Origin of the sequence: Absiella sp. AM09-50, from assembly GCF_003433845.1 — a bacterium.
GTDB lineage: Bacteria > Bacillota_I > Bacilli_A > Erysipelotrichales > Erysipelotrichaceae > Hoskinsella > Hoskinsella hominis.
In genome coordinates, this window is sequence record NZ_QVFI01000001.1 from 224,664 (window position 1) to 248,315 (window position 23,652).

The 23,652-nt window shown below is 35.1% G+C and carries 26 protein-coding genes; 25 read left to right on the plus strand and 1 reads right to left on the minus strand.

Going from position 1 to position 23,652, the window contains the following annotated elements:
* Window positions 1-27: 27 nt before the first annotated feature.
* From gatC to DW114_RS01155, 17 genes are all read left to right on the plus strand, one after another.
* Window positions 28-321 carry an Asp-tRNA(Asn)/Glu-tRNA(Gln) amidotransferase subunit GatC gene (gene gatC / locus DW114_RS01075; RefSeq protein ID WP_117451545.1) on the plus strand — a complete coding sequence of 98 codons (294 nt, stop codon included), beginning with the start codon at window positions 28-30 and terminating at the stop codon, window positions 319-321.
* 1 nt (window position 322) lies between these two features.
* On the plus strand, window positions 323-1,744 hold the full coding sequence (locus tag DW114_RS01080; protein ID WP_117451547.1) for an amidase family protein: 1,422 nt from the start codon (window positions 323-325) through the stop codon (window positions 1,742-1,744).
* On the plus strand, window positions 1,741-3,165 hold the full coding sequence (gatB, locus tag DW114_RS01085; protein WP_117451549.1) for an Asp-tRNA(Asn)/Glu-tRNA(Gln) amidotransferase subunit GatB: 1,425 nt from the start codon (window positions 1,741-1,743) through the stop codon (window positions 3,163-3,165). Before DW114_RS01080 ends, gatB begins: the two co-directional genes overlap by 4 nt.
* A gap of 47 nt (window positions 3,166-3,212) precedes the next feature.
* The gene (locus DW114_RS01090) at window positions 3,213-3,818 is read left to right on the plus strand and encodes a hypothetical protein (protein ID WP_117451551.1); all 606 of its coding nucleotides are present in this window, start codon (window positions 3,213-3,215) and stop codon (window positions 3,816-3,818) included.
* A 31-nt stretch (window positions 3,819-3,849) separates the two neighbouring features.
* On the plus strand, window positions 3,850-5,175 hold the full coding sequence (gene rlmD / locus DW114_RS01095; protein ID WP_117451553.1) for a 23S rRNA (uracil(1939)-C(5))-methyltransferase RlmD: 1,326 nt from the start codon (window positions 3,850-3,852) through the stop codon (window positions 5,173-5,175).
* Window positions 5,176-5,314: 139 nt separating this feature from the next.
* The gene (locus DW114_RS01100) at window positions 5,315-5,758 is read left to right on the plus strand and encodes a LytTR family DNA-binding domain-containing protein (protein WP_117451555.1); all 444 of its coding nucleotides are present in this window, start codon (window positions 5,315-5,317) and stop codon (window positions 5,756-5,758) included.
* Complete coding sequence (locus DW114_RS01105; protein WP_117451557.1) at window positions 5,755-6,222, plus strand: hypothetical protein; 468 nt, start codon at window positions 5,755-5,757, stop codon at window positions 6,220-6,222. The genes DW114_RS01100 and DW114_RS01105 overlap by 4 nt, the downstream gene beginning before the upstream one ends.
* Window positions 6,215-7,057, plus strand: coding sequence for an ABC transporter ATP-binding protein (locus DW114_RS01110; RefSeq protein WP_117451559.1), 843 nt, complete (start codon window positions 6,215-6,217; stop codon window positions 7,055-7,057). The genes DW114_RS01105 and DW114_RS01110 overlap by 8 nt, the downstream gene beginning before the upstream one ends.
* Window positions 7,057-7,734: a hypothetical protein gene (locus tag DW114_RS01115; protein WP_117451561.1), complete on the plus strand. Its 678-nt coding sequence runs from the start codon at window positions 7,057-7,059 to the stop codon at window positions 7,732-7,734. Before DW114_RS01110 ends, DW114_RS01115 begins: the two co-directional genes overlap by 1 nt.
* A gap of 115 nt (window positions 7,735-7,849) precedes the next feature.
* Entirely contained in the window at window positions 7,850-8,062 is a 213-nt protein-coding gene (locus DW114_RS01120; protein WP_117451563.1) for a hypothetical protein, read from the plus strand.
* Window positions 8,059-8,424, plus strand: coding sequence for a YkvA family protein (locus tag DW114_RS01125; RefSeq protein ID WP_117451565.1), 366 nt, complete (start codon window positions 8,059-8,061; stop codon window positions 8,422-8,424). The genes DW114_RS01120 and DW114_RS01125 overlap by 4 nt, the downstream gene beginning before the upstream one ends.
* Before the next feature lie 21 nt (window positions 8,425-8,445).
* Entirely contained in the window at window positions 8,446-9,345 is a 900-nt protein-coding gene (locus DW114_RS01130; protein WP_117451567.1) for a MurR/RpiR family transcriptional regulator, read from the plus strand.
* 11 nt (window positions 9,346-9,356) lie between these two features.
* Window positions 9,357-9,650: a hypothetical protein gene (locus DW114_RS01135; protein WP_117451569.1), complete on the plus strand. Its 294-nt coding sequence runs from the start codon at window positions 9,357-9,359 to the stop codon at window positions 9,648-9,650.
* The gene (locus DW114_RS01140; protein ID WP_147323131.1) at window positions 9,593-9,988 is read left to right on the plus strand and encodes a hypothetical protein; all 396 of its coding nucleotides are present in this window, start codon (window positions 9,593-9,595) and stop codon (window positions 9,986-9,988) included. The genes DW114_RS01135 and DW114_RS01140 overlap by 58 nt, the downstream gene beginning before the upstream one ends.
* Before the next feature lie 34 nt (window positions 9,989-10,022).
* Entirely contained in the window at window positions 10,023-10,481 is a 459-nt protein-coding gene (locus DW114_RS01145) for a GNAT family N-acetyltransferase (protein WP_117452004.1), read from the plus strand.
* A 391-nt stretch (window positions 10,482-10,872) separates the two neighbouring features.
* Complete coding sequence (locus DW114_RS01150) at window positions 10,873-12,729, plus strand: beta-glucoside-specific PTS transporter subunit IIABC (protein ID WP_117451573.1); 1,857 nt, start codon at window positions 10,873-10,875, stop codon at window positions 12,727-12,729.
* A 4-nt stretch (window positions 12,730-12,733) separates the two neighbouring features.
* Window positions 12,734-14,134 (plus strand): glycoside hydrolase family 1 protein, encoded by a 1,401-nt coding sequence (locus DW114_RS01155; RefSeq protein ID WP_117451575.1) that lies wholly within the window; start codon window positions 12,734-12,736, stop codon window positions 14,132-14,134.
* 33 nt (window positions 14,135-14,167) lie between these two features.
* Here the strand turns inward: DW114_RS01155 and DW114_RS01160 are convergent, their stop codons facing one another.
* Entirely contained in the window at window positions 14,168-15,142 is a 975-nt protein-coding gene (locus DW114_RS01160) for an AraC family transcriptional regulator (protein ID WP_158552189.1), read from the minus strand.
* 190 nt (window positions 15,143-15,332) lie between these two features.
* Between DW114_RS01160 and DW114_RS01165 the strand changes: the two genes are divergently transcribed.
* From DW114_RS01165 to DW114_RS01200, 8 genes are all read left to right on the plus strand, one after another.
* On the plus strand, window positions 15,333-16,604 hold the full coding sequence (locus DW114_RS01165; protein ID WP_117451579.1) for an MFS transporter: 1,272 nt from the start codon (window positions 15,333-15,335) through the stop codon (window positions 16,602-16,604).
* Window positions 16,605-16,622: 18 nt separating this feature from the next.
* The gene (locus DW114_RS01170; RefSeq protein WP_117451581.1) at window positions 16,623-18,209 is read left to right on the plus strand and encodes a family 78 glycoside hydrolase catalytic domain; all 1,587 of its coding nucleotides are present in this window, start codon (window positions 16,623-16,625) and stop codon (window positions 18,207-18,209) included.
* 5 nt (window positions 18,210-18,214) lie between these two features.
* Window positions 18,215-19,582 carry an MFS transporter gene (locus tag DW114_RS01175; RefSeq protein WP_199483533.1) on the plus strand — a complete coding sequence of 456 codons (1,368 nt, stop codon included), beginning with the start codon at window positions 18,215-18,217 and terminating at the stop codon, window positions 19,580-19,582.
* 37 nt (window positions 19,583-19,619) lie between these two features.
* Window positions 19,620-19,937 (plus strand): hypothetical protein, encoded by a 318-nt coding sequence (locus DW114_RS01180; RefSeq protein WP_147322617.1) that lies wholly within the window; start codon window positions 19,620-19,622, stop codon window positions 19,935-19,937.
* A gap of 74 nt (window positions 19,938-20,011) precedes the next feature.
* Window positions 20,012-20,407 carry a hypothetical protein gene (locus DW114_RS01185; protein WP_117451587.1) on the plus strand — a complete coding sequence of 132 codons (396 nt, stop codon included), beginning with the start codon at window positions 20,012-20,014 and terminating at the stop codon, window positions 20,405-20,407.
* Between the two features lie 20 nt (window positions 20,408-20,427).
* On the plus strand, window positions 20,428-20,847 hold the full coding sequence (locus DW114_RS01190) for a pyridoxamine 5'-phosphate oxidase family protein (protein ID WP_117452006.1): 420 nt from the start codon (window positions 20,428-20,430) through the stop codon (window positions 20,845-20,847).
* A complete protein-coding gene (locus tag DW114_RS01195) occupies window positions 20,844-21,422 on the plus strand; it encodes a hypothetical protein (protein WP_117451589.1) in 579 nt (192 codons plus the stop codon). Before DW114_RS01190 ends, DW114_RS01195 begins: the two co-directional genes overlap by 4 nt.
* A 341-nt stretch (window positions 21,423-21,763) precedes the next feature.
* Complete coding sequence (locus DW114_RS01200; RefSeq protein WP_117451590.1) at window positions 21,764-23,644, plus strand: beta-glucoside-specific PTS transporter subunit IIABC; 1,881 nt, start codon at window positions 21,764-21,766, stop codon at window positions 23,642-23,644.
* Window positions 23,645-23,652: the final 8 nt, after the last annotated feature.

The window sequence follows — 23,652 nt, forward strand, 5'->3', positions numbered from 1 at the left end:
GAAGCTGATAGATAGAAGGAGGAAAACATGGAAACTTTTGATGAAGCGTATTTTAAAAAGCTTGCACATGATATCATGTTTGATGTCAACGAAGAAGAAGTAAAGAAACTTCAAGAAGAATTCAAAGTATTACTGGAACAGATCGAAGTATTGGATGAAATCAATACGGAGGGTGTAGAAGAAATGATCTACCCATTTGAAGCAGACACAACATTCTTAAGAGAAGATGTTGTGGAAAATGTAATTTCGCAGGAGGATGCATTAGCAAATGCAGCGAGCGTACGTGCTGGTCATGTACATGTTCCAAAGGTGGTGAAGTAAGATGGATTTTGAAAAGACAAGAGAAAAAGACGTGGAAACACGTGTTGTAGAAGCACTTGAAAAAGCAAGAGATTTACAGGAAAAACTAAATGCAGTTGTGACATTCTGCGATGTGGAAGAACAGCTGGATGAATTAAAAAGTGTAGATGAACATGCGCCATTATATGGGTTGCCAATTGTATTAAAAGATAACGTTAATACAAAGGGTGTTCGTACAACCGCAAGTTCTCGTATTCTGGATAACTATGTTCCAGTATATAATGCCGCAATTGTTGATAAATTGAAAGCAGCCGGAGCGGTTGTAATCGCAAAAGCGAGCATGGATGAATTAGGTATGGGTGGTACTAACAAAAATGCTTATACCGGAAAAGTAAACAATCCATGGGATACAAATCGAATTTCTGGAGGAAGCTCTGGGGGTAGTGCAGTGCTTGTCGCAAGTGGTGTTGTGCCTTTTGCGATTGGTACGGATACTGGTGACAGTGTAAGAAAACCAGCTGCTTATAACGGTATTATCGGTATGAAACCAACTTATGGAAGAATTTCACGTTATGGTATCATTCCTTATGCATCATCTTTGGATCATGTAGGATACTTTACTACAGCTATTGAAGATGCCGCAAAAGCATTGGAAGTTTTAGCTGGAAGAGATGATCGTGATATGACTTCTTCTTACAAAGAAGTAGAAGCATATGCTTCTAATATCAATTCTGATATCAAAGGAAAACGTATTGCGGTACTAGAAAATGTACAACAGGGCGTAAGCAATATTGATGTAAAAGAAAATTTTGATGCATTAATGAAAGCTTTAGAAAGTAAAGGTGCGATCGTAGAACGTGTACACTTTGATGATAAACTGATGAAAGCTATTTTACCTGTTTATTACATTATCGCAAATGCGGAAGCAACCGCAAATCACTCAAATTTAGATGGTATCCGTTTTGGTATGCGTGAAGATGGGGAAAGTGTAGAAGAAGTAATGATCAATTCCCGTACAAAAGGCCTTTGTTCCTATGTGCGCAGACGTTTTGTGGTAGGAAGCTACTCTTTGTTTGAAGAAAACCAGGAAAAGATTTTCCGTAAAGCACAGAAAGTACGTCGCTTAATTGTTGAAGAATTAGCAAATTGTTTAAAAGATTATGATGTTGTCATTGCGAATGCAAGTAGTGATGTTGCGCCATTATCTGAAGAAAGCCGTGAAGAACATTTAGATAATGATGCGCTTGTCGCAGAAAACTATATGGCGATTGGAAACTTCTCAGGATATCCAAGTATGACAATGCCTACAGGTTTTGTAAAAGGCCTTCCAATCGGAATCAATATGACTGCGAAAGCATTTGATGAACAAACATTATTCAATATTGGAAAAGCAATCGAAGAAATCACAGGATTAAAAGGAAACGATGTGGAGGTGTCAAAATGAATTATGAAACAGTAATCGGGATTGAAATCCACTGCGAATTAAAAACAAAGACAAAAATGTTCTCCAGTGCACCTGTTTCCTTTGGAGAAACAGCAAACACTTGTGTGAATGAAATAGATTTAGGTCATCCTGGTACATTGCCATGTGTCAATAAAGAAGCAGTACGTCTTGCAATCAAAGCTGCAACTGCATTAAACTGTACCATCGATCCATTAGTAAAATTTGATCGTAAAAACTATTATTATTCTGATCTTCCTAAAGGATTCCAGATTACACAGCAGTTCCATCCAATTGGACGTAATGGCAGCATTTCTATTGATACCAAAAATGGCAAGAAAGAAATCAGAATCAACCGTATTCATATGGAGGAAGATACCGCAAAACAGTTCCACTCTGATGCTGGTACATTAATTGATTTTAACCGTGCAGGAACACCACTTGTGGAAATCGTAAGTGAACCAGATATCCGTAATGGAGAAGAAGCAGCTGCTTATGTTGAAAAACTAAGAACTTTATTATTCTATCTTGGTGTATCTGATGTAAAGATGGAAGAAGGAAGCATGCGTTGTGATGTTAATGTATCTATTCGTGAAGAAGGCAGTGATACATTTGGCACAAGAACAGAAATCAAAAACCTGAACTCTATCAGTAATGTTCAAAAAGCCATAGATGCGGAAGTTGCCCGTCAAAAAGAAGTCATCGAAAGTGGCGGTCAGGTTGTTCAGGCAACTAGACGTTATGATGAAACACAGAAAACAACAGTAATGATGCGTAAGAAAGAGGGAAGTGTGGATTATAAATATTTCCCAGAACCAAATATTTTCCCAATTCGTTTAGATGAAGCATGGATCAAAGATATCCAAGAACATATGGAAGAACTTCCAGATGCAAGAAAACAGCGTTATATGGATGAATTAGGCCTTAAAGAATATGATGCAGGCGTATTGGTAAACAATCGTGATCTTGCGGATTTCTTTGAACTGGTATGTGAACACACCAAAGATTACAAAAAGGCTGCCAACTGGGTCATTGTGGAAATGGTTGCGGCTTTAAACAAAGCAACGTTAAAACTATCAGAAAACCCATGTAATCCAGCTCATTTAGGTACCATGATCAATATGGTAAACGATGGAGAAATCAGTGGTAAACAAGCAAAAGTCGTATTTGAAGAAATCATGAAAGGAAAAGATCCTAAAAAGGTTGTAGAAGAAAAAGGCATGAAACAAATGAGTGATACATCTGAATTATTAGCGATGATCACAACGGTCTTAGATAACAATCCACAATCTATTGAGGACTTCAAAAATGGTAAGGATCGTGCTGTAGGATTCTTGGTTGGCCAGGTTATGAAGGCCAGCAAAGGACAGGCAAATCCTGCAATGACAAATAAGATGATTCAGGAAGAACTGAAAAAAAGATAGCATTCTGTTACATTTTCTAGTACAATAGAGGTGTTGAGGTGAATAATATGAGTAAACAGAAAAACATGAAAAACCAAAAACAGAAGAGAAATACAAGAAAGTCCAGTAAGGTTTTAATTACTGTCGCAATCATTGTATTGTTAATTCCATTGCTTCTGTTAGGCTATATATATTTTGGAGCGAAAGAAAACAGTGGCAAACCAGTCACAGGGTCCCGCTTTGAAAATTCACTTGACCCTGCTATTACACAAGAACAAATGGATAAGGTGAAAAAAGCTTTAAATTTTGATGGAGTAGAAAAGGTCGAAGTCAATTTGACAAGTGCAACACTTCGTATTACGATGGATGCAGCAGATGACATCGATCAAGATACATTAGAAAATCTGTTGAATGCAGCATATGACAAAGTAAATGATATCCTTCCAGTGAAAACATATTTCACGAATAAAGATAAAACCAAAATGTATGATTTAGATATTCATGCATATAACTTTATTCCAGATGATTCACATAAGGAAGATGATCAAATCTATTTAGAACTGGTCAAGAATGCTGCCAATAAAAAGAAGGTTGTAGATAACATTACAACCCCAAAAAACGAAAAAGAAGCAAAAGAATTATTGAAACAACAGGAAGAAGCGAATAAGAAATAAAAAGGGCGATTGCCCTTTTTTGAGGTGTAAAATGAAAAAGAATGATAAAATTGTTGGAACATGCAGTGGCTATACCAAAGAAGGTCTGGGCGTTGTGAAAATTGATGGTTTTCCTTTATTTGTAAAGGGAATCTTACAGAATGAAACAGCAGAAATGGTCGTTACATTAGTGAAAAAAACATATGGATATGCAAAAGTCCTGTCTATCAAAGAACCATCAAAACAGCGATGTGAATTAAAATGTCCTGTCGCAAAACAATGTGGAGGATGTCAGCTACAGCATATGACTTATACAGAACAGCTGCACTTTAAGAAACAAAAAGTACAGGATGTCATTGATCGTATCGCAAAACTGGATATGAAAGTTGAAGATGTATTAGGGATGGAAAATCCATGGTACTATCGTAATAAATGCCAAATACCTGTAGGTGTGGATCAAAATAAAGTTGTCACAGGCTTTTATCGTATCCATTCCAATACCATCATTGATACAAACGCCTGTGCGATTCAAAGTGAAACCATTAATGAAGTATTATCCCATATGAAAGAATTACTTCAAACATATGGCAATGCTTCTGTATTTCGCCATCTTTTGATCAAACATGCATTCACAACAGGCGAGGTCATGCTGGTATGGATTGTGCGAGAATATCCTTTCTCATCTATGAAAGAAATGGCAGAAGATATCGTTCAAAGGCTTCCTTATATCAAAAGTGTAATCGTCAATGTAAACACCAGAACGGATAATGTGATTCTTGGAGAAAAAGAATACACCCTGTATGGAGATTCTTATATCACAGATGCCATTCATAACCTAAAATTCCATATCTCCAGCAAATCATTTTATCAGGTTAATCCTGTGCAGACCAATGTGCTATATGGCAAAGCATTAGAATTAGCGCAGCTGAGCGGGAAAGAAACAGTTATTGATTTATATTGTGGTGTCGGTACGATCTCTATGTTCTTAGCGCAAAAAGCGAAAAAGGTTATCGGAATTGAAATCGTTCCACAGGCCATTCAAGACGCAAAAGAAAATGCGAAAATGAATAACATTGATAATATTGAATTTATCTGTAGTGATGCTGCCAGCTATGCAAATAAACTAAGTGAAGAAAATATGCGTCCTGATGTCATTGTCGTGGATCCGCCAAGAAAAGGATTGGATCAGATAACATTAAACAGTATTATAAAAATGCAGCCAGAACGTATTGTTTATGTATCCTGTGATCCTGCCACAATGGCACGTGATCTTGGCATTATCAAGGAAAGCAATTATGAAATCAAGCTGGTTCAGCCGGTAGATATGTTCTCACAAACCAATGGTGTAGAATGTGTGACGTTGATAGAAAGAATTTAATGAAAATATTTGCCTGATTTTATCAGGCTTTTCTTATATTTTTCTACAAGTGAGTAAGTAAAATCAGCATCTTAGTATATATTTCATGACATAGGAAAAAATATCTGATAAACTAAAAACCAACAAGGGGAGATACGACATGCAAGTAAAAATTATGGAAGATGATACAATCGAAGAAACAATCATCACGATACGCTGCAGGAAAAAAGATGAAAAAATAAAAACTCTGGTATCCATCCTGCAAATGCAGGACCATAAACTCATAGGAAGATATCGTGGGGAAGATTATATGGTATCACTTGATGATATTTTTTATATAGAAACCATTGATAAACAGGTATATCTGTATACCCAGACAACGATTTATACATCGGATTTACGGTTATATGAAATCGAAGAACGATGCATAGAATATGATTTTCTCAGGGCAAGTAAGTCCACCATCATCAATTTTCAAAAGATTCAATCTTTACGCCCTGATCTGGATGGAAGAATTCAGGTAACAATGAAAAACGATAAAAAATTATTTGTATCCAGGCAATATGCGCCAATTCTAAAAAAACGTTTGGGGGTCTTAAAATGAAAAGACAAGGATTTATCATAAATTATCTAATCACATTTGCGTCCAGTATACTTGTAATTTCAGCTCTGGGATATTTATTAGGCGATATGGTAAAAGATATGTCTACGTTGTTTTCCTTGGGAAAATTAGGTTTGTCCTATAGGGTGATCATGCAGATTGCGATATTGAGTTTTTTGATCGCAATCTATACCCATATCTTATTTGAATCAAATTTTTTAAATGAACAGCTTTTTCTACACAAAGTCATTGCGATGTTTTTCATATCCGGTTTGACAACCGCAGTCTTTATTGCTGTATTTGGCTGGTTTCCCATCACATCAATGAAAGGATGGATCGGTTTTATTTTATCCTTTCTCATCTGTTTTATTGTCGCAACAGCAGGAATGCTTTACAAATATAAAAAAGAAGAACAGCGATATAATGCATGCTTAAAAGAAATGCAGAAGGAGAAACCATATGAATAAGATCATCATGAAGCATGTATCTAAATCTTTTGGACAAACATGTGTTCTTTCTTCCATTAATCTTGAAATTCAAGAGGGAGAAATCTTTGGATTACTTGGACCAAGTGGTGCTGGGAAAACAACAATCGTAAAAATATTAAGTGGGCAATTGTCTTATCAGGGAAGTGTATGGATCGATCAACAGGAGTGTAAAAATCATACAGATGCATGGTTAAAAACGATAGGGATGTCTATGGATGAATTTGGTTTTTATCGTCGATTGAGCATTTGGGATAATCTGTGTATGTTTGCGAAACTTCGAGGTGTGAGTAAGCAGCGTGTGATCGATGTCTTGCGACAATTATCTTTATATGATGAACGAAAAAGCGCAATATGTAATTTATCAAAAGGTATGAAACAGCGATTATCCTTCGCAAATGCAATCTTACATGAGCCATCTTTGATATTTCTTGATGAGCCCACAAATGGACTTGATCCCAATACCATGAAAGAACTTCATGATATGATCAAACATTTGAATGAACAGGGAACCACGATTTTTTTGACTACTCACAACATGGAAGAAGCAGAAAAACTTTGTGATCATGTGGCATTATTAAATGAAGGACATATTGTTTTATATGGAAATCCTAAAGCACTATGTTGCCAATATGACCATTTAAAAACCATTACCATTCAAACAAAAGATCATCAAAAAATAGAACTACCCAATACAGCTAATTCAGCCCAACAGTTATCTGATGTTCTACGTAGGAACAATATTGAAACCATCCATTCATCAGAAGCAAATCTTGAACAAATATTCAGAGAAGTAACTGGAAGGGGGTTGTCCTAATGAAAGCCCTAGCGTTGTTTCAAATACAGTTGAAAGACATCTTGAAAAATCTTCAAGTATGTTTATTATTCTTTGTTTTTCCTGTGATTGGCTTTGTCATGAGCAGTAGTATGCAGGATCAATCCTCATTTTTTATTTCAGTATTTGCGACCATGCATGTTGTTTTTACACCTATGATGACAATGTCTACCATACTTGCGGAACAAAAGGAACAAAAAATTATCCGTAATCTGGCATATGCAGGTGTACCATCCAGTTTATATTTGTTGGTACATGGTGTACTTGTATGTTTTCTAACATGCTTCACAGCTTGTTTATTTCTTGTGTTTCCTGGTTTTTCACTAGATGTAATACCATTTTTGACAGCGGTATTCACGGGTGTCATCCTAAGTATTTTACTAGGTGGATGTATTGCCTTGTCAACATCTTCCTTATCTTCCTCCAATGCTGTCGTTATGCCATTTGCCATGTTATTTTCGTTTGTGCCTATGCTTGCGAATTTCAATGAACATTTGGATAATATTTCAAATATCCTGTACTCTAAACAAGTCAGCATAATGATGAATGATCTTCATCAAATAAATCTTTTATCTAGTCTGATTCTTGTCTTTACTGCTTTGTTATTGATCATATGGTTTTACTTGGCATATCATAAAAGCATGAAAGCCGATGTCTGATTTGTCCATCATAATTTGATGGACTTTTTCTTTGATAGCCTGTTGTATTTTGAAATCTTATGATATAGTAAAGATAACAAAAACAAATGCTTACCATAAGAAAAGAGGTAAAGTAATGATAAAAACAATCATTTTTGAAATTAAAGAGCGCTACAAGATACCCTGTATTATAGAAGATGCTTTATATGAAAACGATTGCTTAGAAAACAAGTTTATGGAAGTAGTATCCTTAAAACAAGGCTTACATGAAGTATATATGAGCTTACAAGTTATAAACCATTTTCCAATGTTTTTAACCGAAAGTACTTGTCGTAGAAGCTCCATATGAATCTTAAACAAAAAGCCAGGCAGCTGAAAACGGATATTCCAGCAATCTATCTGGTATTAAAAGATAAAGAAACACCTAGTTTCGCAAAGCTTATGGCGGGTATCACGGTTGGATATGCATTATCTCCCATTGATCTTATTCCAGACTTTGTGCCCGTATTAGGATATCTGGATGATGTGATTTTGTTGCCAATAATGATTGCACTGACCATCCATTTCATTCCAAAAGATGTATGGGAAAGAAGTAGAAAAGCAGCTTATGACATGTGGAAGGATGGAAAGCCAAAGAAATGGTATTATGCAATACCAGTCCTTTGTATCTGGTTATTGATCATCATAATGTTCATTCGTGCCATCATATAGAGGAAAAGGAGAGAATTATATATGTATCTATTTCAAAAGATTGAAGAAGTCATGATGAACTATCATGATGCAAGACATGCCGTTGGAGAGTTTGTACTACATGAACAGAAGAATCTATATAAATATACCATCAATGAGGTCGCAGAATACAGCTATACATCCAAAGCAACGGTTGTGCGGTTTGCGAAAACCTTAGGCTTTGAAGGATGGCGTGATTTTATGAAAGCTTTTATTGCGGAGGTAAAATATCAGGAAACACATCATGCAGATGTAGATGCAAATTACCCCTTTCATGAAAAAAGCTCCCATCAGGAAATTATTGAAAGTTTAAAAACCTTACAGATGGAAAGTATACAGGACAGTGCAGATTTAATGGATATGGATATGTTAAAGATGGCGACAACATATCTTGTGAAATCTAAACACATTGTTATATTTGGTCTAAGTCCAAATATATTTCTAGGTGAATTGTTTAGAAGAAAGATGATTTCTATAGGAAAGAAAGTAGATATCGCAAATTTAGGCGAAATGGGAATCATATCTAGAACAATGGATGAGCAGGATTGTGCTATCGTAATATCTTATTCTGGAAACAACAAACATGCGGAACCCATGTCTTATTTGCAAAATTTATTAGATCAAAAAGTTTCAATCATAGGAATTACAAGCGGTGGGGATAATTATATGCGAAGAATTCTTCCATGTGTATTTACCATGTCTTCCAAAGAGCGTCTATATACAAAAATCGCAAACTTTGCGACAGAAGAATCATTACAATTTATCCTTAATGTACTATATTCCTGTTACTATCGTGAAGAATATCAAAAGAATTGTTTATTTAAAATCCAGAGTTCTAAGATTTTGGAATCACGAAGAAATGCTGTTTTAAATGAAATGCAGGATGAAGCAGAACAAGAATAAGGAGCAAAAATATGGCTGAAGAAAAAATTAACTTAAAAGATTTTTTATACCACAAAGTATTAAACGTTTTAAATGCATACGATTATGATGATATTTACACGATTATTTTTTTCGTTTATTCTAATGAATGTTTTGAATATGAAAATTATCAAAATCTATCTGAATTTTCTGTTTCTAACAATACTGAGCAATATTTCAAAAGAGAATATGAAGATTATATGAAAAATATAGAGGCAAAAATGATAATATGGATACACGTGAAAATGGGCGTTTTAGTGAAATTAGATGGAATTATGCATATATGAGTCAAGACGAAACACCAATTATAAATGACGAAAATTATGAAATGTTGATAAAATGGTATAAACAGGAGGGAATTGAAAATATAGGATTTGAAGATGATGATTGTTATGATGAACATATGAATTATATTGGCAAAGGGCCAGTGGGTTATTATGAATTACTGCAAGAGGTGACACAAGTCGCAAAAAGAATCCAGAAGGAAGATTACTTTTTGAAAAAGGCTGGAAGAAGGATTCCAATCATTATCTTAGAATATGAGGATACATGGTACACAAGGAAAGCAACTTTGGAAGCAAATGTACATGGAGAAGCGTGTGATTATTTAGAGTATGCTAAGTAATCACGCATATGGAACAATAGTTGAAGGAGAAAAAATGATTAAAATTATAGAAAATCAAGAAGAAAAAAGCAATATTGCACGATATATATTAGAAGCATTACCAGAATGGTTTGGTATAGAAGCGGCACGTGAAGAATATATCGAAGAAAGTCGTCATCAATATTTCATTGCGGCAGTAGAAAATGATATTCCTATAGGATTTCTTTGTCTAAAAGGGACAGGCAAAGATACATATGAAATAGCTGTCATGGGAGTAAAAAAAGAATATCAGCATGTAGGCATAGGAAAACAATTATTTGTGGCTGCAAAACAATATGCAAAACAGCAAGGTATATCTTTCTTACAGGTAAAGACAGTTGCAATGGGACATTATGAAGAATATGATCAAACAAACAAGTTTTACCTAAGTTTAGGCTTTAAAGAATTTGAAGTATTTCCTACCCTTTGGGATAAACACAATCCCTGCCAGGTGTATGTGATGGCGATAAGTTAGAGTAAAAGAATCATACCAAAATAGATAGGATATAAAGTATGAGAACATAATAGATAGAAATACCAAAGTCTTTGAAAGAATAATGGTATCTATCGCAACATTCATTAACATATTTACAAAAAAATCAATTAAAAAAGGCAGAATGATATATTCTGCTTTTTATACATATACATAAAAAGTATCACGAAGTTTCATAAAAAGAAAACCAATATCATATGAAAATAAAACTAAGTTTCGTAATATCCAAAAGTGTTGAAAGCGGTTTTTTCATGTGTTAGATTAGACGTGTAGAGAGCGAGTAAGCCTCTTTGGAAAGATTAGAATTTGTACCGGTCATACAAATTTGTGATTCTAATGATTTCCAGATCTCACATAAAATGGAGGAATTCACATGAGTAAAAAGTATGAACAACTTGCGATGGATATCATCGAAAAAGTTGGCGGAAAACATAACATCAATGATGTCTATCATTGTCAAACACGTTTAAGATTTAAATTAGTAGATGAAAGTATCGCAAAAACAAAAGAACTGGAAGCGATGGAGGGCGTCGCTAAAGTGATTATGAATGCTGGTGTCTATCAGGTAGTCATTGGCACACATGTAAAAGATGTATTTGAAGAAATTGAAAAGCTTGTGGATATCAAAGGCAAGGATGTAGTATCTGATGAGAAAAAGAGTATATTCTCTAAGGTGATTGATTTTGTATCTGGTACTTTCCAACCAATCATTCCTGCATTATCCGGTGCTGGTATGGTAAAAGCAGTACTTGCATTATTGGTGGTATTCAAACTGGTATCTACAGATTCACAAACGTATTATTTATTAAATATGTTTGCGGATGGTGTATTCTATTTCTTACCAATTTTGCTAGCTTTCACAGAAGCACAGAAGCTAAAATGTAACCCCATACTTGCAGCTGGTGTAGCAGCAATGATGTTACATCCAAACTGGGGCGCTTTGGTTGCGGCAAAAGATCCGGTTTATTTCTTTGAAGTGATACCATTCACATTAGCAACCTATACATCATCTGTTATTCCTATTCTGTTAGTTGTATTTGCACAGTCTTATGTGGAAAAGTTCTTAAACCGCTATATCCCAAAAGCAGTAAATCTGGTATTTGTGCCAATGTTTACCTTCTTGATCATGGGTACTCTGGCATTCTCTGTATTAGGTCCTATCGGTAGTATTGTTGGTGGATACCTTGCGACATTCTTTAATTATCTTGCGACAAATGCAAGCTGGGCACCAGCACTTTTGATAGGAGGTTTCTTGCCAATCATGGTGATGTTTGGCTTACATAATGGGGTAGCACCGTTAGGTGTTATGCAGATGGCCGATTTAGGATTTGATTCTATCTTTGGGCCAGGATGTGTTTGTTCAAATATTGCGCAGGCGACAGCTTCTGCAGTTGTAGCCATTCGTACAAAAGATAAAAAATTAAGACAGGTCGCAATGTCAGGTTCTATCACTGCATATATGGGTATTACAGAACCTACCTTATATGGTGTCAATCTGCCTAAAAAATATCCTTTGATTGCTGCTATGATTGGTGGTGCATGTGGTGGTTTATATGCAGGATTAACACAAACACATCGTTTTGCGACAGGTTCATCAGGACTGCCAGCTGTATTGCTTTACATTGGCGATAACACAATGACATGTTTCTATAATATCCTGATTGCTTTAGTGATTACCTTTGTTGTCACAGCTGTAGTAACCTATGCATTGAGTTTAAAATTTGAAAAAGTAGATACAAAAGAAACACCTGCAGCACCTGTTTTAGATATCAAAAAAGAAGTTGTAACATCTCCATGCAATGGTAAGGTACATGATATAAAGGAAGCAAAAGATAAAGTATTTGCAAGTGAAGCGTTGGGAAAAGGTGTGATGATAGAACCGGAAGAAGGCAAAGTGATTGCACCGTTGTCAGGAACAATTTCCACCTTATTTCCATCGAAACATGCCATTGGTATTATATCTGAATCTGGCGTAGAAGTTTTGATTCACATTGGTATTGATACAGTCAATTTAAATGGAGAATGTTTTAAAACACATGTGAAACAGCAAGATCAGGTAAAAGCAGGTGATCTGCTAGTTGAATTTGATATGGAAGGGATAGAAAAAGCTGGTTTTTCCACTCAGACCATGGTTGTGATCACTAATACAAACAATTATCAAAAGATTGAAAAAACAGCTTCTGGTTCAATTACATACAATGAACCACTGTTAATACTGGAAAAGGAGTAAAGATATGTTCTATCATAAATTAAAACCATTTCCTGAAAACTTTTTGTGGGGGGCCTCAACCTCTGCATATCAGGTGGAAGGTGCTTATCAGGAAGATGGAAAAGGTTTATCTGTACAGGATATGCATGAACCACCACATGGTATTACGGACTTTAAAGTCGCCAGTGATCATTATCATCATATGCTGGAAGATGTAAAACTGATGGCAGAAATGGGATTAAAAGCATATCGCTTTTCGATTGCATGGAGTCGTATTCTGCCTGATGGAGATGGTGAAATCAATCAAAAAGGAATTGATTTCTATCAGGATTTGATTAATGCACTGATTGCGAATCATATAGAACCGATCGTTACCATGTATCACTTTGATTTACCTTATGAACTGCATAAACAGGGTGGTTGGTGCAATCGTAAAACGATTGATGCGTTTGAAAAATATGCGCGTATCTTATTTGAAAACTATGGGGACAAAGTGAAATACTGGTTAACGATCAATGAACAAAATGTGATGATCAATCATCCCAATGCGATGAATCCAGGGCGTATCCCAAGTAAAAAAGAGCTTTACCAGCAATGTCACAATATGTTTGTGGCAGCAGCAAAGGCAACGGTATTGTGCCATGAATTATGTCCAAATGGAAAAATTGGTCCTGCGCCTAATATCACAGCCATCTATCCAGAAAAATGTAATCCAGCTGATGTTATAGCGGCAGATAACTGGGAAAGTATTCGCTGTTGGTTATATTTAGATATGGCAGTTTATGGAAGATATAACACATTGGTATGGTCTTATCTTGAAGAAAAAGGATATACACCGATTATTGAAGAAGGGGATATGGAAATCATACAGCAAGGCAAGCCAGATTTTCTTGGGGTTAATTATTATGCCACCGCTACCGTGTGTGAAGCGAAAAATGATGGAACGGATTGTCAGCCTAGAAATGGAGATCAGCAGGTTATGATTGGAGAAGAAGGTGTTTATCGTGCAGCTGTCAATCATTATCTTGAAGAAACACAGTTTGGATGGATGATAGATTCTATTGGTATGCGTGTGACACTTCGACGTATTTATGATCGTTACCATTTGCCTTTATTGATTACGGAAAACGGGTTAGGGGCTAAAGATGAAATGAGTGAAGATGGGAAGATACATGATGCCTATCGTATCGATTATCTAATAAGACACTTTCATCAGGCACAGCTTGCCATAAGTGATGGAGTGGATTTGATTGGCTATTGTCCCTGGGCATTCATTGATTTAGTTAGTACACATCAAGGATATGGCAAACGCTATGGCTTTGTATATGTGGATCGTGAGGAACAAGATCTGAAAGAGTTGAAAAGGATGAAAAAAGATAGTTTCTATTGGTATCAACAGGTTATTAAACAAAATGGATTAGATTAATATAAAAACGCATATTCGTAGTGGATATGCGTTTTATTTGTGATTGTTTTGTGCTTTATACTCATTTGGTGTTTGATGAAAGTGTTTTTGAAATAAACGAAAGAGTGATGGAGCACTGTGAAATCCTATGATTTCAGCTATTTCCGTAGTCGAATAATTAGTCGCAACCAATAGCTCTTGAGCGATATCTAATCGCTTTTTTTCTATCAGTTCTTTAAAGGTGCTACCAGTTTCATCTTTGATCTTATTACCAAGATAATTTGCATTATAGCCAAACTGTTTACTTAAAGAAGATAAGGTAACCTGATCATAATGTGTATCAATATATTTAAGGATGGGAAGAATAGAATTTTCTTCTTCTGTGAAATGACTTGTTTGCTGGTCGATCGAATTGGATAGTTCTGATAATAATAAGGCCATCATGACATTCAGTGATTTATCCTTTTGATGAGATGTTTCAAAGTATTTCATAATCATACACTCTATCATATTTTGAGCAATTTCATTATTTTGAAGTTTAAACAGCATATAATTATTATGGAAAGCATCCATTTTTGATGCATTATACATAAACTTGGTAACGATACTTGAGGATTGTGAAATACTTTGACGTAATAGCTCTATAACAGAATCATCTTTCACAAGGATATTCACGATAATATCGTTTTCTCCAACATAATCAATTCTTTGTATAATATCTTTATCCATCAAAATGAGATCATGTTCCTGCAGGGTTATTTTTTCATCATTGATATATTGGGTACATGAACCAGAATACATATAATTGAATTCAATGAAATTGTGCGTATGTGATGGCATATAAGAAAATCTGTGATGCTTATTGATGAAAATGTCACCTTCTTTGAAAAAGGATTCTTTTGGCATCTTAGGAATATCTTTTGTGTCATAATCTAAATGCTGATCATTGATATTTACCCCGTCAATGACCTGTATTTTTTCAACATCATCTAATTCTTTCAATATACAATCAAGCATTTTCGTAGACATATGCATCCCTCCATCTTTCCTTACAATACTATGATATAACAATTTTACAGGTTTTTATAGTGGAAATACAGATGAATTTGTAAAAATTAATAGGACCTGTAGTTTTGCAATAAACAGTATGTGAAGGCTATATTGTCCCTACATCTGTAAACGTTTACAATGTTAATGTAGAAACGAGGAGGAATTCACAATGGAAACACGTTTGAAAAACAAGAAAACAAAACAAAATTATACACCACTGGTATTGGGCGCAGGGATTGGCTCTATGCTTGGCTCTGGTATCATCGTAGGACTTTCCGCCACAATTACCGTATGGCAGAATGGTATCGGCTTAACAAATACACAGGTTGGTATCTTATCAGGAGCATTGACATTTGCCATTGCATTCGGTTCATTAGCTGCTGGTAAAATCACAAAGCTGCTGGGATTGATTCGTTCCTTTAATCTTTTAAATCTATTTTATGCAATGGGAGCTGTCATCTGTGTATTTGCAAATGGATTTGAAATGCTGTTAGCTGGATTGATCATCACAGGCTTTGCTTCTGGTGCAGATTTACCTATTAGTTTGACTGTAATCTCACATGATGCACCTGATGAAAAAACATCAGCAAGTTTAGTTTCTTCCACACAGATATTTTGGCAGATTGGTGTGTTCATGTCATACATTTGTTCATTCGTAGTATCTAATATGCAGGGGGCAATGGGCGCAAGAGTTGTTTTTGCAATATTGGCAATACTAGCAGCAATCACATTTGTATGGAGAACTACTTCACCAAAATTCAAGCAATTTCACGCATTAGGCGATGAATATCGTAAGAATGAAAAAGATTTACAACAAGAAAATGTATCAATCAAAAACTTGTTATTTGGCAAAGATAAACATAAATATATGGGTTTCTTCTTATGTATCCTAATTTTCTATATATGCTGGAACTTACTTGCAAATACATGGGGACAATTCCAGACATTCACTTTAGTAAAAGCGAATGCTTCACAAAGCTTTGCTACCGGTGCAGGTATTGTATTAAATATTATCGGATTGCTCACAACGACTTTATTTGCTTCACTTGCAGGAAGTAAACATCGTAATAAGGCATTTGTCATAGGTATTTTGATTCAGTTTGCAGCTATGGTTGGTATGAGTGCAGTAGGCAATAGTTTATGGGCTATCGTTATTTGCATTGGATGTTATAATTTTGGTAACCCAATGGCGGGAGAAGCTATCTATAAAGTATGGACACAAGAGTCTTTCCCATCAGAAACCAGAGCATCTTTACAAGGCTTTATTAATGGTTTTTCAAGATTATGCTGTGGTTTGTTTGCATTCATTACACCAGCACTTGTATTGCCAGAAACAATCAAAACAACGATGATTGGCTTTGCCGGTATCGTAATCATAAGTGCTTTGGCAGGCTTTACAATGATCAAACTGCAGCAAAAATATCATAACAAGAATGCCTAAGAAAAGGAGATGATTCATATGGCATTTACATTTCAAATTAATCAGGATGTTGTATTCCAGCATGATAAAAAATTAATCGATCAAGCAGACCAATACCGCCCTGAAATTTATCATCAGACAATTTTACCAAGGCATGTCGCAGAATTAGTAGAAGATGACACAAAATTAGGCGGTTATCGTTGTAAAGAAAGCAGTTTAACAATCGCAGAATTAAACAAAAAAGGTTTAAAAAGAGATGATACCATCATTTTAGATTTCGATGATCATTATGTCGGTAACTTCTCCATGAAAATTGAAGCAACCGGTTCCCCTATGGATGCGCCATTATACTTTCGTATTCGTTTTGCGGAAGTTCCATCAGAACTGGTACAGGATTCAAAAGACTATGATGGATGGTTAAGTAAATCTTGGATTCAGGAAGAATTCATCCATATTGATGTACTGCCAACTGAAATAACACTGCCTCGCAGATATAGTTTTCGATATGTAGAAATCAAAGTCATCGATACATCGCCAAAATGGCAGGCTGTTTTTTCTGAATTTAAAGTTGTCGCACGAAGTAGTGCACAATGCCAACAATTAAAGCCAATTCATATCGAAGATCCAGTGTTACAAAAAATTTACGATGTAAGTGTAAAAACATTACAGGATTGTATGCAGGATGTTTTCGAAGATGGACCAAAACGTGATCGCCGTTTATGGCTGGGGGATTTGCGTTTACAGGCTCTTGCCAACTATATGACCTTTGATCAGCATACCCTTGTGAAACGCTGTCTGTATTTATTTGCGGCTATGACAACACAAGAAGGAAAGATATCAGCGAATCTGTTTATCCAGCCGGAATATATGCCGGATGATACATTCTTGTTTGATTACAGTTTATTCTTTATTTCAACACTCTATGATTATATAAAACATCACGATGATTCAGAATTACTACAGGATTTGTATCCAATTGCGAAAAAACAAATGATGCTTGCTCAAGAAAAAGTGAATGAGGAAGGAAGAATCATCTTAGAAGAAAGCTATCCTGTCTTTGTGGATTGGTCAAATGAATTTAATAAAGATACCAGTGCACAGGCCATCATGATTTATGTAACACGCCAGATGATCGAGCTTGCCAGTATGTATCAAGATGAAGATATTACAATATATCAAACTTTGTTAGATAATATGATAAACTACAGCAGAGATAACTTATTTGATAAAGAAGCATGTTTATTCATATCAGGAGATAACAAAGAATATAACATTTCCTCACAGGCATGGATGGTTTTAGCCAATGTTTTAACAAAGGAAGAAAACAAAAAGGTAATGCAGAAAACAATTCAAAAATTATTTCCTGTGAAAGGTATTGCGACACCTTATATGTATCATCACATAGTCGAGGCATTATTTGTTGCCGGATTGCAAGAGGAAGCAATTCAATTGATGAAAGCATATTGGGGGAAAATGATTTCATTAGGCGCGGATACATTCTGGGAAGCATTTGATCCGGATGAACCAGATTATTCTCCATATGGAAATCCAATCATGAGCAGTTTCTGCCATGCATGGAGCTGTACGCCAGCTTATCTAATAAGAAAATATATAGAAAACAGGTGAAGATGATGAAACAAAATACAGCAACGATTACAAAAATGATGCTTTACAAACAACGGATAGGATATGGTTTAGGGGATTTTGCCTGCAATTTGATATGGCAGGTGATCTCATTATATCTATTATACTTTTATACCGATGTGATGGAATTAAATCCAATGAACATTTCTTTCATGTTCATTATATGTAGAATTATTGATGGAGGAACTGACTTGCTGGTTGGATTCCTTATTGATAAAACCCATTCTCGTTGGGGAAAAAGCAGACCATGGTTTTTGTTTGGTGCGATACCCTTCGCATTAGCTGCTATTTTAGCTTTTAGTGTTCCAGACATTGCGCCAACAGGGAAATTGGTATACGCCTATATTACATATATCTTTTTATCCTTTATGTATACTGTGGTAAACATCCCTTTAGCTTCTATTTTACCAGCATTAACTTCAGATATGAATGAAAGAACCGTTTTAACAACCTATCGTAAGTTCTTCGCATTCTTTGGTTCAACGCTTGTTTCCGCAACAGCGTTGACGCTTGTTTCCATGATAGGACAAGGCAATGAGGCATTAGGTTTTCGCTTTGTGATGGGATTATTTGGTGTAATCGGTTGTATATGTTTCTTCTTGACATTTCTGCTGGTAAAAGAAAATAATCTTGTGCAATCTGAAAAAACAGCTACCTTAAAAGAAACAGTGAAATCTTTGTTTCAAAACAAGCCATGGAAATTATTTGCGCTAAATATATTATTCATGTGGACAGGATATTTTCTACAATCCAGTGCATTGATTTATTACTATCGCTATAGTTTACAGAAAAATGAAATGGCAGCCGTTGTCGCAACGATTATGTCTATCGTACCAATGTTTGCAAATCTATTCGTGCCTTTTCTATCAAGACAATTAGGTAAACGAAATCTATACTCTGTTACGGCATTTATTCAGATGGCAGGTCTGATTGTCATCATGTTATCAGGAACAAACGATGCTATGATTATTTTTGGGGCTATTATTTCGGCAGCCGGATATGGCGCAAAAGAAAGTATTTACTTCTCTATGCAGGCAGATCCTGTTGATTATGGAGAATGGAAAACCGGTATTCAGGCATCAGGCACATTATCATCTATCAATGGTTTTTTAGGAAAAGTTGCCCAGGCAATTGCGGGCGGGTTATCAGGGCTATTACTTGCAATTGGTGGATATGTCAATGGCGCAGCCATCCAAAGTACGCAAACCATTATATCCATTAATGCAATGTATTTATATATCCCAATTATCTTATTGATATGTTCCATGATTACGATGCATTTTTATACCTTGGATAAAGAATTACCTTCCATACAGAAAGATTTAAAAACAAGAAGATTACAAATGAAAGAATAAAGGAAATCTATAGAGCCAATATAGATACAAGATATCAGTGAAAACAATAGAGATTCGTTTTGTTTGTATGGGAGGCGTACACGCAACAATATTTAAAGAAAAATTACAATCTTTGATGAAGGATAAGGAAAGGTGCATCATCAAAATGTGTAGTCCACAAGATGTGATACCCTGCGATCTTATTGTACTTCTTCCTATGCTTGCATACAGAAAAAAAGATTTAGAAAAATTTGTGAGAAAAAATGAATATATTATTCCATTAGATCATTATATATATTCATCTTTACAACCTGATTTGTTTTTATCAAATTTAGAAATTTTAGTAGATGACATCTTACATTCAGCGTTGACATAATGTTGTCGCTTTTTTTTCAATAAAATCAACATCTTCTATGATAAAATAAAGATATATGTAAAAGGAGAACAATCATGGAAGAATATCAGGTACCAATCATGCAATTGGATCATCAAGCAGTAGAATATCTAACACTTTATGTGGATGATGAAAATGATGATATCATTATGTATTTGCATTATCTTAATCAGACATATAAAGCCACAGGCAGCAGTTATTTTAGCGCTTATCAAAACCTTCGTGATCAACTATTAGAAGATGGTTATGGCTTAAAATGCAATGGTTCCTATATCAATGCCATACAATCTGCGATGATGTCTTTTATGGATAAAGTATATCTTGTGACTCCTGGTAAACAGGCTTTACAAAAAGATATTGTCAATCTGTTTGATGAAGCAGATATCCATGATTTTCCAGATACAGAAAAACAGCAGGCCTTTGCGAATCTTTGGTTTGCGTCCTTAACATAGGAAAAGGAGAAAAAAATATGATGAGAAATCCACAACAGACGATTGGAAATCTGATTGAAAAATCTACCCAGGCTTTTATCGCATATATCGATGGAGAAGGTTATCCAATCACAAAAGCAATGTTGAAGCCAAGAGATCGAAAAGATATCAAAGAATTTTGGTTCACCACCAATACCTCTTCAAACAAAGTGAAATTCTTCCGTGAAAATCCTAAAGCAAGTATCTATTTTGTGGATAAACGTTTCTTTCGTGGTGTCAGCCTAATTGGAACAGTAGAAGTATTAGAAGATCAGGAATCAAAAAGACAGATTTGGCTGGAAGGAGATACTATGTATTATCCATTAGGCGTTGATGATCCAGACTATTGTGTTTTAAAATTTACTGCCATCAAGGGAAGATATTATAGTAATTTTCATTCTGAGGATTTTACGATAGAATGAATCGTTTGTCTTGTTTTATAAATGGCTTTCCTAAGGAGTTAGCGGCTGATGTAGAATATGTATGTGAATGGATACAAATGCATGCACATACAAAACATGATGTTTTTCAAGAATACAGTGAATGGAAATTAAGCAATGGAGAAGTTATAAAAATACCTTATCGCTTGTATGAAACAGATATCCTTTTCCCAGCATCACTAAATGATATACAAGTTATAATATATCATTGTATTTATACAAGAAATGATAATGGATATATTAGAGAAAGACATGTAAAGGCATTAATTGAAAATGAACCACCAGAATGGGTTTATCCGTATATTTTAAAAGTATGTAATGAATATGTAATGGAAATATTAGAGCTTGTCTATCAAAATTTACACACAAAAGATTGTACAAAATGGAAATCATTCTGTTTGTTGAATCAAAAAACTTTTGTTTATAGCTATCAAAGGATGACAAGTTATTGGAATGAATATTATCGTTCTACCTGTTATCTGTTTCATGATTATATAGGCAGAAAATTGTTTCGGGAGTGTTTTGGTTATACAAGGGCGTTGGAAAAGAAATCATAAAGAATGAACAATATCACAAAAATATATCGAGAAAGGGATTACATATCATTTTAATCGTATTATTTGTTCATTTTTTAAATTTTATGAACGATTAAAAAATCGTGTTGACAATCAAATGATATATGTTAAACTATAGTCAAGTTGATAAGGAAACACTCGACGTGTTACTGGTAAGGCAGGCAAGATCGAAGGTTGACAGAATAGAAGCAAATGGGATTTCTATATACTGTTGAACTTTGGTCTTTTTTTGTGTTCTGTCGGTATGTGATGTGTTTTAATGTCAACAATATTTACTGGCCGGTAAATGTGCGTAAAAAATGATAACAAAAAAGGAGAAACTTATGGATACGAACAAATTAGCAAAAGAGATTTTAGAAAATGTCGGTGGTAAAAATAACATTAAAGACGTTACACATTGTTTTACAAGATTACGTTTTATTTTAAAAGATGAATCAAAAGCGGAAAAAGATATCATCAATCATTTAGAGGGCGTTATTCAAGTTGTAGTATCTGGAGGACAATTTCAGGTAGTATTAGGCTCTAAAGTAACAAAAGTTTATGATGCATTATTGCCAATGGTTGATTTGGATGAAAATGCAAGAGGTGAATCAGAAGAAAAAGGAAATCTGTTTAATCGTATATTACAGGTCGTTTCAAAAATGTTTACACCATTGATTCCTGCAATTGCGGCTTCTGGTTTGATTTCTGGAGCTTTGACGGCAGTAAAATTACTGGCAGCACAAAATGGTACAGATATTTCTACAAATGATACCTACATATTACTTTATGCAGCAAGTCAGATTATTTTCTACTTTATGCCTATATTCTTAGGATATACAGCAGCGAAAGCATTAAAATGCAACGAGTTTATTGCGATGACAATTGGTGGTTTCTTATGTTATCCACAAATTGATGCCATCATTCAGGATGCTTCCACAGCGACTAGTATCTTTGGACTTCCTGTAATTAAAGGTGCATGGACAATTGGAGAAGCTACAAAAGCATTCAGTTATACAGGTTCAGTTATACCTATTTTATTAGCAGTATTTGTTCTTGTTTATTTAGAACGTGTATTAAAGAAATTTGTTCCTCAGATACTTCAGATCATCTTGGTACCTGGTGTTTCTTTGATTGTTATGGTTCCTCTGACTTTGAGCTTATTAGGTCCTGTAGGTGTATGGGTTGGTAATGTGATTCAGACAATGTATACAGTATTGATGGACTTTAACGCAATTCTTGGTGGAGCAGTTATTGGTGGCTTATGGGGTGTATTCGTTATATTCGGGGCACATCGAGCATTATTACCAATTGGTTTAAATGATATCGCAGTGAGCGGAAAACAAAATCTATTAGCGTTTGCAGGAGCAGCTAACTTCTCACAAGGTGGTGCTGCTTTGGGTGTTATGTTAAAGACAAAGAGCCAGGATATGAAGGGTGTAGCAGCAGCTGCAACAATATCTGCCGCAGTTGTAGGTATTACAGAACCTGCGATTTATGGATGTAACCTTCGTTTGAAAAAACCTATGATTGCCGCAATCATCTGTGGTGCTATCGGTGGTGGCATTATGGGATTAGGCGGTGTTTATGGTGACGCCTTTGCTAATAATGGTGTGTTAACTATCTTCACATATGCAGCAGGTGGAATGACAAAATTTGCATTCTACATTATTGGATGTCTGGTTGCCTTCTTTGGAGCCGCTGCTTTAACATATGTGATGGGATTTGAAGATGTAGAAGAAAAAAAATCAACTGTAAAAGCAGTGACAAACAGTTATGAAGTAAAAGCACCTGTATTAGGTGAGGTTGTTCAAATGAGTGAAGTAAATGATGAAGCTTTTGCTTCAGAAGCATTAGGAAAAGGAATCGCTATTTATCCTGAAAAGGGTGAAGTTATTGCACCAGAAGATTGTACAGTTACTTTTGTTTATCCAACAAAACATGCGATTGGGCTGACATTTGATAATGGTGTAGAATTATTAATTCATATCGGTATCAATACAGTAGAATTAAATGGTAACTATTTTACACAGAATGTAGAAGCAGGAACACATGTGGAAAAAGGTACTTGCATTGTATCCTTTGATATTGATAAAATCAAAGCAGAAGGATATGATCCAACCGTCATGGTTATTGTAAGCAATACACCAGAATATGCGTCTGTAGAAGGTTTGAAAATATCAAATGCAAATGCAGATACATCAGTTATCGGTATTTCAATTTAATATAGAAA

What these genes read in the sequence shown, in the direction of transcription:
- DW114_RS01120 (WP_117451563.1), top strand. Translation starts at nt 7,850, where the DNA reads ATGATAAAAACAATCATTTTTGAAATTAAAGAGCGCTACAAGATACCC.
- DW114_RS01145 (WP_117452004.1), top strand. Translation starts at nt 10,023, where the DNA reads ATGATTAAAATTATAGAAAATCAAGAAGAAAAAAGCAATATTGCACGA.
- DW114_RS01105 (WP_117451557.1), top strand. Translation starts at nt 5,755, where the DNA reads ATGAAAAGACAAGGATTTATCATAAATTATCTAATCACATTTGCGTCC.
- DW114_RS01195 (WP_117451589.1), top strand. Translation starts at nt 20,844, where the DNA reads ATGAATCGTTTGTCTTGTTTTATAAATGGCTTTCCTAAGGAGTTAGCG.
- DW114_RS01170 (WP_117451581.1), top strand. Translation starts at nt 16,623, where the DNA reads ATGGCATTTACATTTCAAATTAATCAGGATGTTGTATTCCAGCATGAT.
- DW114_RS01125 (WP_117451565.1), top strand. Translation starts at nt 8,059, where the DNA reads ATGAATCTTAAACAAAAAGCCAGGCAGCTGAAAACGGATATTCCAGCA.
- DW114_RS01115 (WP_117451561.1), top strand. Translation starts at nt 7,057, where the DNA reads ATGAAAGCCCTAGCGTTGTTTCAAATACAGTTGAAAGACATCTTGAAA.
- gatB (WP_117451549.1), top strand. Translation starts at nt 1,741, where the DNA reads ATGAATTATGAAACAGTAATCGGGATTGAAATCCACTGCGAATTAAAA.
- DW114_RS01090 (WP_117451551.1), top strand. Translation starts at nt 3,213, where the DNA reads ATGAGTAAACAGAAAAACATGAAAAACCAAAAACAGAAGAGAAATACA.
- rlmD (WP_117451553.1), top strand. Translation starts at nt 3,850, where the DNA reads ATGAAAAAGAATGATAAAATTGTTGGAACATGCAGTGGCTATACCAAA.
- DW114_RS01130 (WP_117451567.1), top strand. Translation starts at nt 8,446, where the DNA reads ATGTATCTATTTCAAAAGATTGAAGAAGTCATGATGAACTATCATGAT.
- DW114_RS01200 (WP_117451590.1), top strand. Translation starts at nt 21,764, where the DNA reads ATGGATACGAACAAATTAGCAAAAGAGATTTTAGAAAATGTCGGTGGT.
- DW114_RS01165 (WP_117451579.1), top strand. Translation starts at nt 15,333, where the DNA reads ATGGAAACACGTTTGAAAAACAAGAAAACAAAACAAAATTATACACCA.
- DW114_RS01140 (WP_147323131.1), top strand. Translation starts at nt 9,593, where the DNA reads ATGGATACACGTGAAAATGGGCGTTTTAGTGAAATTAGATGGAATTAT.
- DW114_RS01110 (WP_117451559.1), top strand. Translation starts at nt 6,215, where the DNA reads ATGAATAAGATCATCATGAAGCATGTATCTAAATCTTTTGGACAAACA.
- DW114_RS01135 (WP_117451569.1), top strand. Translation starts at nt 9,357, where the DNA reads ATGGCTGAAGAAAAAATTAACTTAAAAGATTTTTTATACCACAAAGTA.
- DW114_RS01185 (WP_117451587.1), top strand. Translation starts at nt 20,012, where the DNA reads ATGGAAGAATATCAGGTACCAATCATGCAATTGGATCATCAAGCAGTA.
- DW114_RS01080 (WP_117451547.1), top strand. Translation starts at nt 323, where the DNA reads ATGGATTTTGAAAAGACAAGAGAAAAAGACGTGGAAACACGTGTTGTA.
- DW114_RS01190 (WP_117452006.1), top strand. Translation starts at nt 20,428, where the DNA reads ATGAGAAATCCACAACAGACGATTGGAAATCTGATTGAAAAATCTACC.
- DW114_RS01155 (WP_117451575.1), top strand. Translation starts at nt 12,734, where the DNA reads ATGTTCTATCATAAATTAAAACCATTTCCTGAAAACTTTTTGTGGGGG.
- DW114_RS01175 (WP_199483533.1), top strand. Translation starts at nt 18,215, where the DNA reads ATGAAACAAAATACAGCAACGATTACAAAAATGATGCTTTACAAACAA.
- DW114_RS01160 (WP_158552189.1), bottom strand. Translation starts at nt 15,142, where the DNA reads ATGTCTACGAAAATGCTTGATTGTATATTGAAAGAATTAGATGATGTT.
- DW114_RS01150 (WP_117451573.1), top strand. Translation starts at nt 10,873, where the DNA reads ATGAGTAAAAAGTATGAACAACTTGCGATGGATATCATCGAAAAAGTT.
- DW114_RS01100 (WP_117451555.1), top strand. Translation starts at nt 5,315, where the DNA reads ATGCAAGTAAAAATTATGGAAGATGATACAATCGAAGAAACAATCATC.
- gatC (WP_117451545.1), top strand. Translation starts at nt 28, where the DNA reads ATGGAAACTTTTGATGAAGCGTATTTTAAAAAGCTTGCACATGATATC.